We start from the raw sequence: 18,616 nt of genomic DNA, 5'->3' as shown, positions 1-18,616 counted from the left end.
AAATATCTCTAATATATCTATGATGATATTTTGGGACTTCAATCGAATAGAAAATTCAAATAATATAAAGGATGGTTAACCGAATCAATCTTCACAGTCCGATACGGGCTGAGTTAAACTGGCGCTCGGCTATAGTTATTGACCCTTACACTCAAGTGTTGCCCAGTTGGGTAAACCCTTGCCAGTTGGGAGAAGGAGCCTTCCTCATTGAGCATCGGGAAGTGGCTTTTCCGGGTATGGAAGTGGCCTATTTTTTTACGGAGAATACTTTTAGCGATCGCCTGGTAATTCCCCCAGGAGAAACTCATTTTGCCTTGGCACTTTTCCCCCATCTTCCGGTTCTTTCTTGGATGGGATATAAGGATCTGATAGCTCAGACGATCGCCGTTCATCGTAATAATAATGTGGAATATACTTCCGTGATGCCTCCGGGTTGGATTGGGCTGTATATTTGCATGAATAATGAATTGATCGCTAATCTCGATTTGCTGCCGGAAAAGTTTTGGCAACATAGTCGCGATCCAAATCGGGCGCTTTTGCAAGTAGATCCGAGAGCGTTCGATCGCTTCCGGCAATTTATGCGATCGTGGTTTGTGCGATCGCAAGATTTGCATACTCGCAGTTGCCTCAACCCCCAACAGGCAGTAATTCTCCGGGAAGAACTGATCGGCGAATTTCGGCAACTACTCGATCGCACTTTTCAGGAACGGGGCGATCGCACCATTTTCAAGCCTTCTCGACGCTATTGGATTTTTGAAAGCGCCTGTGCAATGCTGGACGCTAATCTGGCTCAAAACCTGACCACCGAGGAGTTTTGCCAAAAGCTTAGGGTGTCTCCGCGAGCATTGCAATACGCTTTCCAGGATATTACAGGGATGGGGCTTCAGGAGTATATCCGGGCTCGCAAACTCAACGCGGTTCGGGAAGAACTGATCCGCCGTCACCCGGACGAAACTACGGTGAATGCGATCGCTGCCAAATACGGATTTTTCCACTCCGGTCGCTTTTCCCAACAGTTCCATCGTCAGTTTGGCATCCATCCCTCAACTATTCTGCAACATCGTCCTTAGTAGGGGGCATTTCCCCTATATCTGGTAGGGGTGATTCGCGAATCACCCCTACGTTTAGCAACACCGTCCTTAGTAAGGTGGGCAAAATTTGCCCACCTTACTTTTTTTCATCTTTGCTCAAAAAGTTGCGCGAATCGGATAGGCGATCGCCTCAAAGTTGAATAAGCTAGTCAATCAGGGAAAAACTTTAGAGACAAAGGAATCCGTCCCTTGACGAATCAGAAGATACATCTACCAAATCAGCAACCTCATTTGATCGAGGAATCAAAACTAAAACATGGTGCGTGAACAGGATACAGGTGTAGAGGCAATTTTTTGGTCTCAGTGGCAAGAACACCGAGACTATCTTTATCGCTGTTGTCTGAAGTACCTGGGCAACTCAACGGATGCCCAAGATGCTCTCAGTGAGGCGATGCTAAAAGCCTGGGATAAAATCCGAACCACGGCTCAACCGATTCAGAATATTAAAGCCTGGTTAGTCAAGCTGACTTATCATCACTATATCGATATTCGGCGAAAACGCGGATATCTTACGGGACTCGCTCCTGAAGCAGAGTTAGTTAGCCAGGAAGAAACACCAGTTGGCGCCGCGTAGCGGCGCCAACTCGAGTTATTTTTTCGGGATGAAAATGCATCCCCCCTAGGGACACCGCATTGCGGTGTCCAAAACCCCCTGGATGAACAACGTGGCGCCCCGACATGGACTGTCATTCTCGTGAAGACGGGAGTTCAAAAAAGCGATCGCCCCCCAGCCCAAGGTGAGTTTGTCCGGGCGTGGTGGCTGGCGCCCTTTCCCGGATCGTCATTCCCAGGCACAACCGACACAACCTGGAAGAAAAAACATTTACAAACAAAAATTACCCAATATTTAGCAGTACAAATCCTCCAACAGTTTCAACGGTTCTGGCGAGTCTGGATGGACAGTGGGGGCGATTCATTTCTTGATGCTTAACAGAATTAACCCCTAATCATCTCCAATGATTTACATAAATTTCATTCTTTGGCTGAATATTGGACTGGAATAACTGGCAATTGTTCCACTGGGAATAAGGGTTGGAGATGAAAAACGCGATGGTTTTTTTTTGCAAAAACTATGGCGTATTTTCGTATGCCAACAAATAGTAATTTTCTCAAAGTATGAATTAATTTTATAAATTTGTTGCCGAATTATTCTGGACGCGAGCAACCACCACATTAAGGAATTATCGAAAAAATTTTTTTGAGATTTTTTTCATAAAAGCTCTACCTGAAACGTCTAATAACCAGAATCATCGATTAACGACTGATTGAGGGCGGATCCGCCCGACCCAAAAATCCCTAATCCATCCCTGGTCAAATATCAAGCTAACCCGATGATAATGACGACTCTGATGAATTTTGACGTTTCTGGGGAGCCAGCCAATTCTCAGCAACTCCCACCCTTAACAGAAGAACAACGACTATTACAACGCCTTGCCGCCGGAGAAACCCGTGCTTTCTGGCACCTCTTTGAGCAGTACCGCGACTATCTGTTGCGGTGCTGCCTCAAGTGGACGAATGGCAACTTAACGGCAGCGGAAGATTTGCTGAGTCAGGGGATGCTCAAAGCCTGGGAAAAGGCGCAAAAGTACGCGGAAAAAATCACCAATTTTAAATCTTGGGTGACGACCCTGACTCGGAATTTTTGGCTGGATTTAAAACGTCGTCGAGATGTGGACTTGGTTGAAAACATAGAAGTATATGCGGAGCAAAACGAGCTAGGACTGGCTGCTGTTGACCAGACCCCAGAAAGCGCCTTAGAGCGTGACGAGAAAAACCGGGTGATTCGCGCTGCTGTTGATGAGTTACCGACCAAGATGCGCGAGACTTTTATTCTGCACTATTATGAAGCACTATCTCATCAAGAGATAGTCGAAAGGCAAGGAATTTCCTACGCGAATGTCTGCAAGCGTATCTCCCAGGCGCGGGAAATTCTGCGTCCTAAATTGCGGAGTTATTTTATTGGGGATGCTGACACTAAATCCGACACAACCAAGGTGGCGGCTAAACCAGTTAAGTCTCAAAAGGCTGTTGGCAGGGTTGCCAAAGTTGAAGCGGTTCTGCCTGAGACTGAGCCATCTAATTACGGCGTTAATACCGAATATTCCCACCCAAAACCAGAGGAAGAAACCGAGTTTTTGCCCCCCACCGAGAGTCAAGGGGACACAACAGACCAAGAGGCGATCGAATCCAACCGAGAACCGACTCAAAAATCCGATTTCATCCAGGGTCAGGGCGATCGCCGCAGCGGGCGATCGCCGCAGCGCCCCTACCATTACCCCACTCTGAGAAACCGGGTTTCTGTGAGAAATCTGACTGGAGAAACAGAGATACTGGTAGAAACCCGGTTTCTTGACCCCCATCTACTGTCATTCCCGCGAAGGCGGGAATCCACTTTCCCCTGCATAAATACTTCTACAAATACCGGGATAGACTCAAGCTAAACCCAGGCAATATTTCTTCACCCGATAACTCTGTGGTGGGACTTTCCACTTTTTGCTTGACAGAAGAATGCTGGCCTCGTAAAAAATCACATCTGCGATAAGATAGATGTATTTTTTATATCGGTTTTATTGGGTGCAGCGAGTTTCAGAAATTTGTGCAGGCGAAGAGTTCACAATTTGGACTCTGAAAGCGTCTAATAAATGTACATATAAAGGTAAAAAAATATGCCGATGTTTTTCCGATTTAACATGGCACTAAATGACGAACAAAGAGCGCAAGTACAAGGAGTTATAAATCAATGGTTTGTCCACATTTATCCAAATAGTCAATTTAATTTTGGTTACTTTGATGGGGCAGATTATGCGGCAACAGTGATTAATACTCCACCACTCACCGATGCTCAGAAAGAAGCAGTGGTTAATCCGCACATAAACCAAGTAATACCAGGATTAATACCAGAAGTATTATTGGTAGCATTTGATGCGGAAATTGGAGGAGAAGTGACATCCCTAATCCATACAAGTAAAAACAAGAGGTCATTGATCTTAGGGGGAGGGCAAGGATACACATTAAATGTTAAAAATCAATCCAGTCGGGATTGGGTCTTTTATATTTACCAAACGAGTCCAAAGCAAACGAACAAAATGTTATCTCTTGCTTGGTTTGTCAGCCCTTATCCTATAGCTCCAGGGGATGAAATCTCATTCACATGGTTTATAAATTACAATTTTGTCTGGGGTGATACAGGAGAACTCAAGCCAGGTATAACTTACAAGGCAAGAGGACCACGAGACGCGAATCTAGAAACCGCCAATAGCACCACTTTTGGATATAATTCAGGGGGCGCTCCTACTCTGACTAATCCGACGCAAGATTCATCAAGAAAGGGTGAGCTTGTCATTACAGATTTAGGCAATATACCAGATCTAAAATTCACAGTTGGTATTGGAATGTCTGGTAAAGGAACGTTTGTAGAACAAGCCGGACCAAACCTGACACACAGTTTCACTCCCACGCCGGTTTATTGGGTAGGTGCTGCTACGGAGAAGAAGGAGGGAGAAGTATTAGATATACAGACAGTCACGAAAGTTTCACCATTTCAGTTTAAATCAGGGGTATATGAAGTAGAAATGACGCTCAATGACCAAAACCAATGGGTACAGAGTTAGGATAGCCTGAGAGATAAAAAACCTCATAAAGACAAGTGGGAATATCTATTTGTTGATTGCCGCAAAGCGATCGCTTCTCAACCTAACCCGTCTTTTTAGAGGGCGATCGCTCCACAACCTGATTAAATTTACACATCAGAAGAGCGATCGCTTCTTTACTCGCAACCACTATTTTTTTACTCTTTCCAACTGCTTACAAATTTTGATGACTCAAATATGCTCAAAACAAAGGGTTTGAACGATTACTTAAATATTTCTACAGAAGCAATAATTAATAGTTATCTAAATAACCAGAATGACTCTTGGAAAAATTCTGGGCAACAAATGGTAATGGAATTGTTTCAGCAGATGGCAGAACGTGTTCCTGCTTACAAAGATTTTCTCAGAAAAAATAAAGTTGATGCTGAGAAAGTTACAAGTTTTGAACATATTCAGAACATTCCTCCCATTGATAAACCTTCCTACATAGATGCTTACCCATTAGATGCACTTTGCTGGGATGGAGAACTAGCTAATTCACATCTCATATCAACAAGCTCTGGTTCTACTGGTATTTCTTATTTGTGGCCTCGATCATCAGAGCAAACTCTACAAATAGCGATTATTAGTGAAATCCTCTATCGTGAATTTTTTGAAGCACATAGAAGAAAAACTCTTTTTATTATCACTTTTGCAATGGGAACATGGGCTGCTGGAACATCAACTTTAATGGCTACTGATTGGGTAGCACAAAAGGGATATCCCATTACAATAGTTACGCCTGGGATGGATAAAACTGAAATATTAAGAATTGTCAAAGAAGCAAACAAATACTATGAACAGTTGATCCTTGTTGGATATCCGCCTTTTATCAAAGATGTTATTGATTCTGGTTTAGAACAGGGAATAAATTGGCAACAACTACGTCTAAAGTTTTTTCTTGGTGGGGAATCTTTCACAGAGAATTGGCGATCGCATATCCAAAATACTACAGGGGTGAAAAATCCTTTGACTGATATAGTTAATATGTATGCCTCAGCAGATGTGGGACTGATGGCACATGAAACTGCCCTAACGATTTTACTACGTCGTCTTGCCGCCAGTGATAGCAAAATTTTAGAAGGTTTATTTTCGGATAAACGTTTACCATCAGTCAATCAATTTGACCCCAGGCTTAGGTTTTTTGAGTCCCCTCAGGGAGAACTATTAGTATCTTCCCGAAGTGGCATCCCCCTACTAAGGTACAACACCAAAGATGTTGGTGATGTCCTATATTTTGAAGACGTTAAGCTGCGTTGTTTGGAGCAAGAAATCGATCTGCAAAAAGAGTTTAATAATGTAGATAGTCAAAGATTACTATGGCAATTACCAATTGTATATCTATTTGGGAGAGGGAAATTTTCAGCAACAATTTATGCTACTAATATTTATCCAGAATATGTGAAGGTTGTATTAGATAATCCCAACATAATTAACCAGACAACCGGGAAGTTTCATCTAAAGACTCAAGAAGAAATAGATTATTCCCAGTCCTTGCATCTACACATAGAACTCAAAGAAGGTGTAGAACCTAATGACCATATTGCAGATGAAATTCAGCGTATTTTCATAGCACAAGTCTCTCAACTAAGCAGCGAGTATAGCGATACTATCTCCATAGTTGGTGCAAAAGCTTATCCTAAAGTGGCTCTCTATAAATATGGAAATTCTAATTATTTTCCAGTTGGGGTCACTAAAAAACACGCCTAATCTGTCTGAAAATAAATCTTTTTGAACCTGTTAACAATTCACAACTAAACCTATGCTCACCGCTACCAACAATTTATCTGACCGTTTTATTGCTGTCTGCCAAGAACTTGAAACGCTCAATGAAACTTTTACTGTTAAAGGCGAAGGATTGAAAGATTATGAAGGTATTTGGTTGCCTGAAGGAGAAGTAAAACTATGGCAAATTCCTCGAACTTCTGGGATATTGTTAAGAAGTCTTGTTCTTGCTAAACAACCGCAAACTATCCTTGAATTGGGAACATCAGCAGGATATTCTACACTCTGGTTAGCATCAGGAGTATTGCATACAACTGGTAAAGTTTATTCTGTTGATGCTGCTGTTCCGAAGCTTGAACTTGCTACCCGGCATTTAACTCAAGCTCAAGTCATTCATAAAGTTGAATTAATCAAGGGATTCATAGATCAAGTTTTAGTAGAGTGGCAAATTCCTGTTGATTTTGTTTTTCTGGATGCTGACAAAGCCAACTATTTAAAGTATTTCAAGCTATTAGAACCAAATCTCAAGCCAGGAGCAATGATAGTTGCCGATAATGTTACTGATTTTGGTCATCTCATGGAAGATTTTCTCAGATATATTTTTGAATCAAGCCATTACATTAATGAAATTTTAAATATCGATCATGGGTTGTTAATTGCTACCAAAATATGAGGATTGAGTAGACTTAACTTCTTTAAACCCAATTCGTCAACTGTACAGTTGCTCAAATTAGTGAGTAAAAACCCTGGCTAATTTAATTTGCAGCAACTGTAAAAAGCTTATAAAACATGAAGTTATTAATTTTTATAACAAGCTCATGGAAAATAGAGAAAATCCTTCATTACTAGAACGTGAAAATCAACCACATTGTGATGATAAATTACTTTGGGATACATTACTGTCAGCACTTCAATTTCCTACACTTACTGTTGCCGACGAATTAGGGTTATTCGCTTTGCTTGATAAATCTCCCGCAACGGCTTCTGATGTAGCAAAAAATCTTTCTTTAGGATCGCGTCCCACAGAAGCTCTATTGGGATCGCTGGCATCATTAGGTTATCTTGTACAACATAATCAAAGATTTTACCTGACAGAAGTATCTAAGAATTTTCTACTTCCTGATAGTCCTTACTACTGGGGCGGTGTGTTCCATCTGATGAAAAGTAGTCCAGCATCGCACTCTGGATTGCTAGAAGCATTACGGAAGGATAAGGCTACTGCTTATGGAGATAAAGATATCTGGGAAACCCACGAAACAAGCCCTGAAGAAACCAGAGCTTTTGCTAGATTTATGCACAGCCTAACAATTACTGGTGCCATAGGTGCTGCAAAGCGAGGTGACTTTGAGGGAGTAAGGTATCTTCTTGATGTAGGAGGTGGAACTGGTGCTTTTTGTTTTCCTTTAGTTCAGCACTATTCAAATCTACACTGCACCATTTTAGATTTGCCAGTCATGTGTAATATAGCAGAAGAATATATTGCTCAAGCTGGTTTGCAAGAACGAATAGATACCTGCATTGGAGATTTCTTTAAACAACCTTTTCCTGCGGGTTACGATGCAATTTTATTTAGTAATATTTTTCATGACTGGACTAGGGAAAGGTGTTTGCAATTAGCTCGGCGCAGCTTTGAAGCATTGCCATCAGGCGGTCGAATTTATCTTAACGAAATTCTGCTATCAGATGCAAAAGATAGTCCAACCGTTGCCACTTTATATTCAATCAACATGATTTTGGCGACTGAGGGTAAGCAATATACTGCTCTGGAACTCGAAGAAATTCTTATAGAATCTGGATTTCAAGACATCTCAGTTACTCAAACATTCGGCTACTATTCGCTGATAAGCGGTAGAAAGCCATGAGCTTATATTTCTAAAATTTGTTCTTACCTCCTTGCTAACCTATAGATGGGAGATTTTTCGCGGAGAAATCGTTACACACCTTAGAGAAAGACACTTTTAAAATATGGCATCCATTCAATCTAGTCCAAATCTACCAATTGTTGATAAACAAATACTTATCTGGGCATTTATTCCTTGTTTATCTGTAGAGCAGGATTTTTCTAACGAAGAATTTAACCCTTTATATTTTCAACAAGAACTAGCCGATGTTTTTGCAGAACTGGATATAGCATGGAAGTTTAAACTCATCACCTTAAATAATATGAGGGCAGTGATTGAAGAAGTGGCTGCTTCCCAAAACCAATATTTCCCAGTTGTACTCAACTACTGTGGAGGACTCGATGAAATTGATGGCTATCCAGGGGCTTCTGTTGTCAAATTATTGGAAGCTACGGGTATTCCCTTTACGGGGGCAGATTCTCAGTTTTTTAAAATGGGGGACTCCAAAATATTGATGAAACAGGCATTTGTTGAGGCAGGAGTTTCAACTGCACCCTATGAAGTGATTAATGATGTGAATAGCATTCGGGGATTATGCGATCGCCTTATCCCCCCACTGATCGTCAAACCTTCTGCTTCCTTTGCTACTAGAGGTATTTCATTAAAATCTGTTGTTCATACAGATGAAGAAGCGATATCTCAATTTCAAGATTTACGGCAAGGAAAACATGGGATGCAAATTGCGGCAGACAGTATCTTTGTTGAACAGTTTATCAAAGGTCGAGAATTTACAGTTTTGGTCGTAGGGTCTTCTGAAAAACCAGAACAAATCAAGATTTATCCCTCTGTAGAAACCGTTTTTCATTCGGGTGTTCCTGAAATCGAAAGATTTTATACCCGTGAGTTATGGATAGCAGAAGCAGAAGAACGAACCCCTCTACCGCCTGATGAATTGTTATACCGTTATCAATTAGCACCAATTAAATTACAGGAACAACTCGGCAATTTAGCTAAACGTGCCTACTGTGCAGTGGGTGGTAAGGGATATGGAAGGGTGGATATCCGTATGGACGATACAACTAAAGAGATGTGTGTTTTAGAGGTAAATCCCAGCCCTGCTATCACTTCCAGGTCTCTCACGATGGGTGTGGAACAGCCAAATACATCTAGGGTTGGTACTATTTTGCACCTAGCAGACATTCCATTTTGCCATTTGATCTCAGAAATAATTGCCGAGGCTTTGAATAGGTATTTTGATAAATCAGTAAGAGCTGATTCGTAAAGAAAATCTTAAGGATACCCAATTCATTGCTGGTTATGGCTTTCGGAAGATAAAAGCTTGATTGGCTCAAATTCCTGAAACCCTTACAATACCAAGACTTTACTTGAGTTTACAAATTAGCTGTAAATTAATCCAAGTAAAAGGATATAGTTATTTATTCAAAATAAAGTATAAATAAAAACCATGACAACTTTTACGCCATTACCTGCCCCCAATAATCAGTTGCTAATTTGGGTATTAACCCCATCATCCCAAATACAACAAGAATGGATGAAAGCATTTGATACTAACACTTTTGAACAGCAAATGAGAGATGTATTTTCTGAGCTTGGTCTGGCTTGGAAACGGCAGAAAGTTAGCTTAGAAAAACTGGAGCAAATAGTAGACCAAATAGCCTGTTCTACTAAGGATTATATTCCTGTAGTTCTAAACTTTTGTGATGGCCTTGATGAACTTGATGACTGTCCGGGTCTTTCTCTAATCAAGCTATTAGAAACTAAAGGTATCATTATTATTGGTGCTGATTCAGAGTTTTACAGTTTTAACTTCAACAAAATTTTGATTAAACAAGCTTTAATACAAGCGGGAGTAGCTACACCTCCTTATGAAATAATTGACGATTTGGATCGTGTGCAAGGAGTTTGTGCGCGTCTCGGTACACCCCTAATTGTAAAACCAGCAGTGCTTTCAGGCGGTAGCTATGGGCTTTCTGTTAATTCGGTTGTTCACAGTGATGACCAGATAAAAACACAGGTTAAACATTTATTACAACAAAATGCTCAAGGAATGATATTTCCTCCTGACAGTATTTTTGTAGAATCCTTTATCAACGGTCGTGAATTTAGTGTATTTCTCATTGGCTCTTATCAACAATCAGAACAGATCAAAATATATCCACCTTTAGAAACTATTTTTAACCCCATTTTACCTGAAACTGAGCAGTTTTTATCACATGATCGCTACTACGGTAAAGACGAGGGAGACCTTTCCTTTTCACCAGAAACACCATTTTTTCGTTATCAACTGGTTGGGGCTGATTTGTATGAAAAAATTTGTGATATGAGTAAACGTGCTTATTGTGCAGTCAATGGTAATGGTTATGGACGAGTAGATATACGAATGGATAAAGTATCTCAAGAATTATTTGTCCTCGAAGTAAATGCCAACTGTGCTATTTCTTCTCAACCTTATGTATCATTATCCCATCCATTAGAAACAAAAGTTGGTACTATATTACATCTTGCGGGTATTCCATTTTATCAAGTTATTTCAGAAATTATTGCTGAAGTTTTAAACAGAAAAGCATAAGGATTTAAGAATCCAATAAAAATGAATCTAATTTGGTTTTTTAAAGAAATTAATAAATACATCGCTCCCTACCGATGGTTAGCCATTCTTCTCATCGCTCGTGGGCTGTTTGAGGCTGCCTTTGAATCATCAATTAGAATGAGCTTAAAATTTATTATTGACGCAGCCATTATTCCCCAAAATTACCGTCTCCTAGTTTTAATTCTGTTATTGCTAGGTGGGGGAGCTATTTTATTTGTTTTCGTCGGTTTACTAGGAGATTTTTGGGCGACGAGGTTTAACATTTTAGTCATCAACAATATCCGTCACTCTATGTTCATTCGCCTACAAAACCTATCTATGGAGTTTTTTGGGCGACGTTCAGCCGGAGATATTGTCAACTGTTTTTCAGCCGATACAGAAAAAGTAGAAAATAGTGTAACCTACGCACTAATCCTAATTTTAGAACTGGGTAACATCCTATTTGCGACTATTTTTTTGTTATCTCTCAATTGGCAGTTAGGTTTAATTAGTTGTATTGGTTTAACCTTCTGTACCCTGACTCCGGCTAAAATGGGTCAAACAGCCACAGAGCAAACCTATCAACTGAGAGACAAACAAGGACAAATTGCTAATGTCGTTCAAGAAAATATCGTCTCCCAAGCAGTTGTTAAACTATTTGGCTTGCAGCCCCGAACGATTAACAATTTTTCCAAGGATTTGCAGGCTCTAAAAAAGGTTTATGTAAAAGCTAAATTTTCCTCTTATTTAGTCCAAAGGATTCCCACTTTAGTATTTGTATTTGTCCAGCTTGCCGTCATCAGTATCGGCGCAGTAATGACCTACAGAAACATAATTACAGTGGGAACTCTCGCCTCTTTTCAAGTTTTATTACTCGGCTTAAATTCTAATATCATCAGCCTAACATTCTCTCTCCCATACCTAATAGAAGGAATAGCCGCCATGCAGCGCATCTCTATTTTATTAGCTGAAGTTCCCCAAGTCCAAGACGCACCAGATGCCATTGAATTACCGCATTTTTCTCAGGAAATCCGCTTTGAAAATGTCACCTTTAACTACTCCTCAGAAAGAAAAGGCATTGATAATCTATCCCTAACCATCAAACAAGGGGATTTTGTGGTAATTGTCGGTGAGAGTGGGGCAGGAAAAAGTACCATTGTTAATCTCTTAACCCGACTTTACGACCCCGACAAAGGAAGCATTCTTTTTGACGGCATTGATTTACGTTCCTGTACGCAAAAATCCTTGCGGGAGCAAATGGGACTGGTTTCTCAGGAGGTAATTTTATTTAACACTTCCATCCGAGAAAATATCCGTATGGGCTATTTAGAAGCCACTGACGAACAAGTAGAAACCGCCGCCAAAAACGCCGAAATTCACGAATTTATTCTCACCTTACCCCAAGGTTATGATACTCCCGTGGGCGACAGGGGCGGACAACTATCAGGGGGACAACGGCAAAGAATTGCCCTTGCCAGAGCATTAGTCAGAAATCCCGCGATTCTGATATTAGATGAAGCCACTTCAGCCCTTGACCCAGCCACGGAAGTCGAGATTATGAATACCATCGATCATCTGGCTAAAGACCGTACCATTATTATGATCACTCACCGGATTGCTCATGCTTTGCGTGCGGATAAAATGTTTGTCATAGAAAAAGGCCGGATTGTTGTCTCGGATGAACCCTAAAGATTGACTTAAATAGCCCGCCAGAAACCGGGTTTCTGAAACAAAGATAAGCTAAAATCCCAAATTTATGACAGAAACCCGGTTTCTTTTGCTGCCTGATTAATTCCCCGGCTGATTAAACCTCTAATTCACTCACCAGGATAATTTTCAATTCTGTCACCCGACTAAGTTGCACATCATTAGTTAAAAACGCCTCACAACCAGCTACCAAAGCAGTAGCAATTTGCAAGGCATCAATTAATGCTAAGTTGTATTTGACGCGGAGTTGGGCAGCCCGATCGCCAGTCTCAGCGGAAATTTCGACAAAATCTGTACTTTCCTGGGTTAAGCAATCCATAAAATCAATCGCCGCTTGTGTTTGCTGGGTTTTATAAGCGCCCACTAAGCATTCGGCGAGGGTGATGGGGGAAGCCACTACAGTTAACTGCCCCCGATCCACCTGACGAAATACACCACGCACCCGATCAAAAAATTGGGCATGGCGCTCCACTAAATAAATCACGGGAGCAGTATCTAAATAGATGCGGGTCACGCCTGCCAAAGCATCAGAAATCCTCATGTTTTATCTCCAACAGGCGATCGCGATGTTGTTGTGCTTCACTCCGAGTGCGCGTCACCCACTCCTGAGCATCTTCTCCCAGCATTGGATAAGGAGCATTTCCAGCAATATCTAGCCACTTGCGCTGAGGCTTTTTGTGGGTCACAGTCTGGCGTTTTACCAGCTTCGTTGCATGGCTAATTACCTCCAATTGTTCCTCTGGGTTTAGTTGCTCAATTTCCCGTAACACTTGGGCTAATAACGGACTCATAATCTTAACCTCCTGAGATTTTCCTAACTCGCTGGCTCTAATTTAACAATTGCCGCCACCGTTGCGTCTTGATAAATTTAACCAATTCTCTAATTTTAATCGGGAGCATCCCCGGTATGGCAACTACTCAAAGGTCGGGTTTGATGATATTTGCTGCTGGTGGGTTTTCAGTTTTTCCTCTAAAAGCGATTCCCGCTTCTGGGGAAAGGGATTTGACCACTTGGGCCAAAGATTCCATTAATTTAATATTTATAAATTCTCCTGTAAATACCGCAAAAACAAAGCCGGAGTCACAATTTGAGTACCGTGGTAGTATTTCAGGGATAATAAATGGTTATCCACGGACACTAAATAATCTGCCTTAGCCTCATAAGCTGCTGCCAAAAATTTATTATCGTCCGGGTCAATTTCATCAAGACGAGTGGCTTGATAAGATCCAGGAATATGCAGGGCGATCGCGGCAATTTTAGCAACCAACACCACTAAGGTCTGCTCAGAAACCCCCCGCTGCGATAACTTTGCCACTAACTCTTCTAAAAGTTGGGGTGACATAACCAGGGCAAATTCGCCGTCAACCCAACTATCCAATATTTTCACCGGACTGCTATTCGTTTTGCTGCCAAAAGCCGCCACAAAAACCGAAGTATCCAGGATAACTTTAAGCATCAGTTTTTACTGTTTCCATATCTGGGGCGATCGACTTAGAATTAGCGATTTCTGCGCCGACTTGGGCGCGAACAGCTTGAAAATCTGCCCAGATTTCTTTAGCAGGACGGGGTGGCATTTCCTCAGCTAAAGCAAATCCCTGTTGAATAATCTCACGAGCTTTGGCTAACACCTCTAGACTAGGAGCAGTGCGATCGATTTCCACTTCTTCCCAGTCTAAAAACAACAAATCATTAGGAGTACATTGGAAAAAAGCACAGAGTTTTGCCAATGTCACCAATTCTATACTCTGTGCCTCTTCCTTCTCTAATTCGGTCAGTTCCCGTTCATCAATTCCGGTAAATTCGGCAATTTCTTCGTTAGTAATATCGCCACAGTTAGCCTTTAATTCAGATAGTTTAGTTATCACTTTCATGGTATTTTAATATTTGATTTTGCTCTGATAATTGATTATAGCATATCTAGCATAAAATTATCAACCAAAAATAACATGAACTCCTGATGCGGTCGTGGCGGTTTCATAAAAAGGACGCTCTTTTCCCTCGGCTGAGGTTTGCGCTTGGTGGGTTTTCAGCTTTTCCTCTAAAAGCGATTCCCGCTTCTGGGGAAAGTGATTGGACGACTTGGGCTAAAGATGCCACTAATTTACAGGGGTTTTCTTTCTTACTAAACCACGATCGGGCGAAGCATGACCGGAGTAGGGGCGAAGCATTCCGGCAGTCTATTTAATATTTTAACAAATAGGTTATCTGCCGGAATGCTTCGCCCTTACAATATTTTCAGCAATAATTTGTCTGCGGTCATGCTTCGCCCCTACAGGTGTTTGTGGTTTTTTCGCGGAGAAAATTGGTGTAATTTGGTGTAATATTGATAAATTATCATGTGCCAAAGAAACCGGGTTTGTTCAACAAATATTAGCCAAAGTCTCAAAGTTAAAAGTTATTCAAGAAACCCGGTTTCTCCATCGACTAAAGACTATTCTCGTCCCGGAGACTTTGCACGACCTCCAGAGGCAAATCTGTCAACTTCATCACCTGCTCTACGGTCATTCCTGACTTGAGGAGATTTCGGGCAATTTGTTGTTTGCCTTGAAGAATTCCCTGTTGCTTACCCCGTTTCTCACCCCGTTGCTCACCTCGTGCTTCTCCAATCAGTTCTCCTTCGCGGAGAATTGCTTGATAAATGACTGACTCTCTCATAATATCCCTCCTCATTATTTCACTAATCGTATATTCATCTAATACCAACCCAGCTAAAATCTGACTGGCGGCGGTGAGGTTACTGCGATCGCGCCTTTCCTCTATTTTATCCAATTCAGTTGGCTGAGAAACCGGGTTTGTTCAACAAATATTAGCCAAAGTCTCAAAGTTAAAAGTTATTCAAGAAACCCGGTTTCTCCATCGACTAAAGACTATTCTCGTCCCGGAGACTTTGCACGACCTCCAGAGGCAAATCTGTCAACTTCATCACCTGCTCTACGGTCATTCCTGACTTCAGGAGATTTCGGGCAATTTGTTGTTTGCCTTGAAGGATTCCCCGTTGCTCACCCCGTTGCTCACCTTCTAATCTGCCCCGTTGCTCACCCCGTTGCTCACCTCGTGCTTCTCCAATCAGTTCTCCTTCGCGGAGAATTGCTTGGTAAATGACTGACTCTCTCATAATATCCCTCCTCATTATTTCACTAATCGTATATTAGACCTCTTGCAAAATTCCTAAAAGCCCCCCTTAAAAAGGGGGGTTGGGGGGGTCGAAATATTTATTTCACTAATCGTATATTCATCTAATACTAACCCAGCTAAAATCTGACTGGCGGCGGTAAGGTTACTGCGATCGCGCCTTTCCTCTATTTTATCCAATTCAGTTGCCACTTGCTTTCAAACTTCATAGGGGTTGTTTGTATTACTCAAAACCGCAAAGGGCAACAAACCGGGCAACTGGAAAAAAATTTCTTTCGGTTGTTCCCACAGCCGAATCACCCGAAAGGTGGCAATTCTTCTATGCGAAAATAGTCTTGTCTAACTAACGGTGAATTACTCGGTTTTAAGTAAACCACCACTTGCACCATTCGCTTGTGCGGAAACCTTCGATACACCCGCAAGCGATAGTCCGCCATCCGAAAGAAAATCTCTTCTGAAGGTTTGGTTTGAAATTCGACATGAAGCACCAAATCTTCAGACTGTTGCAGGATTAAAGAATCAGCCCTAATCGGTTCTAGGGATAATTAATTGGGACTTAATTGGGTTAATTTCACGGATTTTCCTAGCAGCCAAGTTGCTATAGCGTCCGGGAATGTTTCGGCGATGAATTTGCAAGTATTGTCGTACATTTATTGGCTTTAAATTATTGATAATTTTTATTATATTATTTTAATGATAATTTGGCTTATTAACCGAATAAATCCAGCCCAGATATGTTCAAATAATTGGGCATAGCGTTTTAATAAAAAAAACACGCTTTGCCGTATCTAAATAGACGATATTCCCCCCTGCCAAAGCATAAAAAATACCCATGTTTTATCTCCAACAGGCGACGATCGCACCTCTGGAGAAAGCGATCGGATAACTTTGGCTAAAGAACCCACTAATTTACAGGGTTTCTCTTTCTTACTAAACCACAATCGGGCGAAGCATGACCGAATTCAGATTAATATTTTCAGCAATAATTTGTCTGCGGTCATGCTTCGCCCCTACAAATGTTCGTGGTTTATTCAATAGAAAATTGCTGTAATATTGATAAATTCTCCTTTGGCAAAGAAACCGGGTTGCTTCAACAAATCTTAGCTAAAGTCTCAAAGTTATGGGAGAAACCCGGTTTCTTTTGCCCCCAAAATCTACGATCGCACATCCATCGGATGCACTGCCGTCACTTCTGCATACCGGGCAAAATCCCTGATATTAAAAGTTAAAATATGAGTCAATCCATGCACCACCATTGCTGCCACCAACCGCGCATCATGGACATTAACTCCCCTCACCCCATAAGTCAGCACCAACCTTTCCCACTCAGAATAAATGGCTAACGTATCTGGTAAGAGCAAAAAAAGCCCTTTTAACCGATTTACTTCGGCAGCAGCTTCCGTTGGGGTATGCCCTAAACCATTCTTGTCCGCAGGGCGGGTGTAAACATTCCAAAACTCGATTAAATTTTGGGGAATGATACAAAGCTGATGGCTTTGACCGCGTAAACTTGTGGTGGCATTGATGGCATTAGCGTGCATAGGATGGGTGGGGTCTGCACTCCGCAGCAGAATATTAGTATCAATCAAAAATGACATTAGCCCCTTTCTCCATAAATACTTTCTCGGCTAATCGCTTCATCGGATAAATAAGGCTGGTTGCGCGGGTGACTCTCAGCCCACTCCCGAAATGCTTTCGCCCATTCTGCTGGAGTCGCAGTTTCATAAAAAGGACGCTCTTTTCCCTCGGCTGAGGTTTGCTGCTGGTGGGTTTTCAGCTTTTCCTCTAAAAGCGATCGCTCTTCTGGGGAAAGCGATTGGACGACCTGGGCCAAAGATTCCACTAATTTAATGTTCATAAATTCTCATAATTGCTCAGAAACCGGGTTACTTATATAAATCTTAGCTAAAGTATCAAAGTTATTGCCAAGAAACCCGGTTTCTCCATCGACTAAAGACTATTCTCGTCCCGGAGACTTTGCACGACCTCCAGAGGCAAATCTGTCAACTTCACCACCTGCTCTACGGTCATTCCTGACTTCAGGAGATTTCGGGCAATTTGTTGTTTGCCTTAAAGGATTCCCCGTTGCTTACCCCGTTGCTCACCTCGTGCTTCTCCAATCAGTTCTCCTTCGCGGAGAATTGCTTGATAAATGACTGACTCTCTCATAATATCCCTCCTCCGGAATCTCACTAATCGTATATTCATCTAATACTAACCCAGCTAAAATCTGACTGGCTGCGGTGAGGTTACTGCGATCGCGCCTTTCCTCTATTTTATCCAATTCAGTTGCCACTTGCTTTAAAACTTCATAGCGGTTGTTTGTATTACTCAAAACCGCAAAGGGCAACAAACCCGGTAACTGGAAAAAAATTTCTTTCGGTTGTTCCCACAGCCGAATCACCCGAAAGGTGGCAATTCTTCTATGCGAAAATAATCTTGTCTCACTAACGGTGAATTACTCGGTTTTAAATAAACCACCACTTGCACCATTCGCTTGTGCGGAAACCGTCGATACACCCGCAAGCGATAGTCCGCCAGTTGCTCAATTTCCCGTAAAACTTGCGCTAATAACGGACTCATAATCCCAACCTCCTGAGATTTTCCTAACTCGCTGCCTCTAATTTAGCAATTGCCGCCACCGTTGCGTCCATATCGAGCAGAAACCGGGTAATTGACGTAAATCTTAGCTAAAGTCTCAAAATTATCCCATAACCCCGGTTTTTTTGCTGCCAATTCATTACTTTACCGCGTATATTAGTATCATATCAATTAAAAATGACATTACTTTACCGCGTATATTAGTATCAATTAAAAATGACATTAACCCCTTTATTCGTAAGTAGGTGAACATAATTAATTGCACTTTTCGTTCCCCGTCGATAGGCTTTGGATTCCCG

21 protein-coding genes are annotated in these 18,616 nt (G+C 41.6%); 11 read left to right on the top strand and 10 right to left on the bottom strand.

Going from position 1 to position 18,616, the window contains the following annotated elements; genetic code table 11:
• The first annotated feature begins 71 nt into the window (after positions 1-71).
• The 11 genes from AM228_RS11795 to AM228_RS11745 all read left to right on the top strand — a co-directional run bounded on the left by AM228_RS11795 (position 72) and on the right by AM228_RS11745 (position 12,565).
• Positions 72-1,070: a helix-turn-helix transcriptional regulator gene (locus AM228_RS11795; RefSeq protein WP_054466310.1), complete on the top strand. Its 999-nt coding sequence runs from the start codon at positions 72-74 to the stop codon at positions 1,068-1,070.
• Between the two features lie 277 nt (positions 1,071-1,347).
• A complete protein-coding gene (locus tag AM228_RS11790; protein ID WP_054466309.1) occupies positions 1,348-1,665 on the top strand; it encodes an RNA polymerase sigma factor in 318 nt (105 codons plus the stop codon).
• Positions 1,666-1,785: 120 nt separating this feature from the next.
• Positions 1,786-2,022, top strand: coding sequence for a hypothetical protein (locus AM228_RS11785; protein ID WP_054466308.1), 237 nt, complete (start codon positions 1,786-1,788; stop codon positions 2,020-2,022).
• Positions 2,023-2,422: 400 nt separating this feature from the next.
• The gene (locus AM228_RS11780) at positions 2,423-3,532 is read left to right on the top strand and encodes an RNA polymerase sigma factor (protein WP_156331708.1); all 1,110 of its coding nucleotides are present in this window, start codon (positions 2,423-2,425) and stop codon (positions 3,530-3,532) included.
• Between the two features lie 225 nt (positions 3,533-3,757).
• Positions 3,758-4,702, top strand: a complete 945-nt coding sequence (locus AM228_RS11775; RefSeq protein ID WP_054466306.1) for a hypothetical protein — start codon at positions 3,758-3,760, stop codon at positions 4,700-4,702.
• A gap of 216 nt (positions 4,703-4,918) precedes the next feature.
• Positions 4,919-6,430 (top strand): phenylacetate--CoA ligase family protein, encoded by a 1,512-nt coding sequence (locus tag AM228_RS11770; RefSeq protein ID WP_054466305.1) that lies wholly within the window; start codon positions 4,919-4,921, stop codon positions 6,428-6,430.
• A 52-nt stretch (positions 6,431-6,482) separates the two neighbouring features.
• Entirely contained in the window at positions 6,483-7,118 is a 636-nt protein-coding gene (locus AM228_RS11765) for an O-methyltransferase (RefSeq protein WP_054466304.1), read from the top strand.
• 145 nt (positions 7,119-7,263) lie between these two features.
• A complete protein-coding gene (locus AM228_RS11760) occupies positions 7,264-8,307 on the top strand; it encodes a methyltransferase (RefSeq protein ID WP_054466303.1) in 1,044 nt (347 codons plus the stop codon).
• Between the two features lie 103 nt (positions 8,308-8,410).
• Positions 8,411-9,568 (top strand): ATP-grasp domain-containing protein, encoded by a 1,158-nt coding sequence (locus AM228_RS11755; protein ID WP_054466302.1) that lies wholly within the window; start codon positions 8,411-8,413, stop codon positions 9,566-9,568.
• 183 nt (positions 9,569-9,751) lie between these two features.
• The gene (locus tag AM228_RS11750) at positions 9,752-10,876 is read left to right on the top strand and encodes an ATP-grasp domain-containing protein (RefSeq protein ID WP_054466301.1); all 1,125 of its coding nucleotides are present in this window, start codon (positions 9,752-9,754) and stop codon (positions 10,874-10,876) included.
• Between the two features lie 21 nt (positions 10,877-10,897).
• Complete coding sequence (locus tag AM228_RS11745; RefSeq protein ID WP_054466300.1) at positions 10,898-12,565, top strand: ABC transporter ATP-binding protein; 1,668 nt, start codon at positions 10,898-10,900, stop codon at positions 12,563-12,565.
• A gap of 115 nt (positions 12,566-12,680) precedes the next feature.
• Here AM228_RS11745 and AM228_RS11740 read toward each other — a convergent pair whose 3' ends face one another.
• From AM228_RS11740 to AM228_RS32415, 10 genes are all read right to left on the bottom strand, one after another.
• Entirely contained in the window at positions 12,681-13,124 is a 444-nt protein-coding gene (locus tag AM228_RS11740) for a type II toxin-antitoxin system VapC family toxin (protein ID WP_054466299.1), read from the bottom strand.
• A complete protein-coding gene (locus tag AM228_RS11735; protein ID WP_054466298.1) occupies positions 13,111-13,374 on the bottom strand; it encodes a hypothetical protein in 264 nt (87 codons plus the stop codon). The genes AM228_RS11740 and AM228_RS11735 overlap by 14 nt, the downstream gene beginning before the upstream one ends.
• Before the next feature lie 249 nt (positions 13,375-13,623).
• On the bottom strand, positions 13,624-14,040 hold the full coding sequence (locus AM228_RS11730) for a putative toxin-antitoxin system toxin component, PIN family (RefSeq protein ID WP_054466297.1): 417 nt from the start codon (positions 14,038-14,040) through the stop codon (positions 13,624-13,626).
• Positions 14,033-14,455: a helix-turn-helix transcriptional regulator gene (locus AM228_RS11725; protein WP_054466296.1), complete on the bottom strand. Its 423-nt coding sequence runs from the start codon at positions 14,453-14,455 to the stop codon at positions 14,033-14,035. The genes AM228_RS11730 and AM228_RS11725 overlap by 8 nt, the downstream gene beginning before the upstream one ends.
• Positions 14,456-15,008: 553 nt before the next feature.
• Complete coding sequence (locus AM228_RS11715) at positions 15,009-15,353, bottom strand: hypothetical protein (RefSeq protein WP_054466294.1); 345 nt, start codon at positions 15,351-15,353, stop codon at positions 15,009-15,011.
• A gap of 91 nt (positions 15,354-15,444) precedes the next feature.
• Complete coding sequence (locus AM228_RS35190; RefSeq protein WP_054466293.1) at positions 15,445-15,699, bottom strand: hypothetical protein; 255 nt, start codon at positions 15,697-15,699, stop codon at positions 15,445-15,447.
• Between the two features lie 313 nt (positions 15,700-16,012).
• Complete coding sequence (locus tag AM228_RS35185; RefSeq protein ID WP_054466292.1) at positions 16,013-16,204, bottom strand: hypothetical protein; 192 nt, start codon at positions 16,202-16,204, stop codon at positions 16,013-16,015.
• Positions 16,205-16,870: 666 nt separating this feature from the next.
• Entirely contained in the window at positions 16,871-17,314 is a 444-nt protein-coding gene (locus AM228_RS11700) for a type II toxin-antitoxin system VapC family toxin (protein ID WP_054466291.1), read from the bottom strand.
• Complete coding sequence (locus AM228_RS11695; protein WP_054466290.1) at positions 17,314-17,574, bottom strand: hypothetical protein; 261 nt, start codon at positions 17,572-17,574, stop codon at positions 17,314-17,316. The genes AM228_RS11700 and AM228_RS11695 overlap by 1 nt, the downstream gene beginning before the upstream one ends.
• Positions 17,575-18,116: 542 nt before the next feature.
• Positions 18,117-18,299: a hypothetical protein gene (locus AM228_RS32415; RefSeq protein WP_054466288.1), complete on the bottom strand. Its 183-nt coding sequence runs from the start codon at positions 18,297-18,299 to the stop codon at positions 18,117-18,119.
• Positions 18,300-18,616 lie beyond the last annotated feature (317 nt).

The organism is Planktothricoides sp. SR001 (assembly GCF_001276715.1).
Classification (GTDB): domain Bacteria; phylum Cyanobacteriota; class Cyanobacteriia; order Cyanobacteriales; family Laspinemataceae; genus Planktothricoides; species Planktothricoides raciborskii.
The sequence above is the reverse complement of the archived record's forward strand: the minus strand, read 5'-3'. Positions and strand labels throughout refer to the sequence as shown.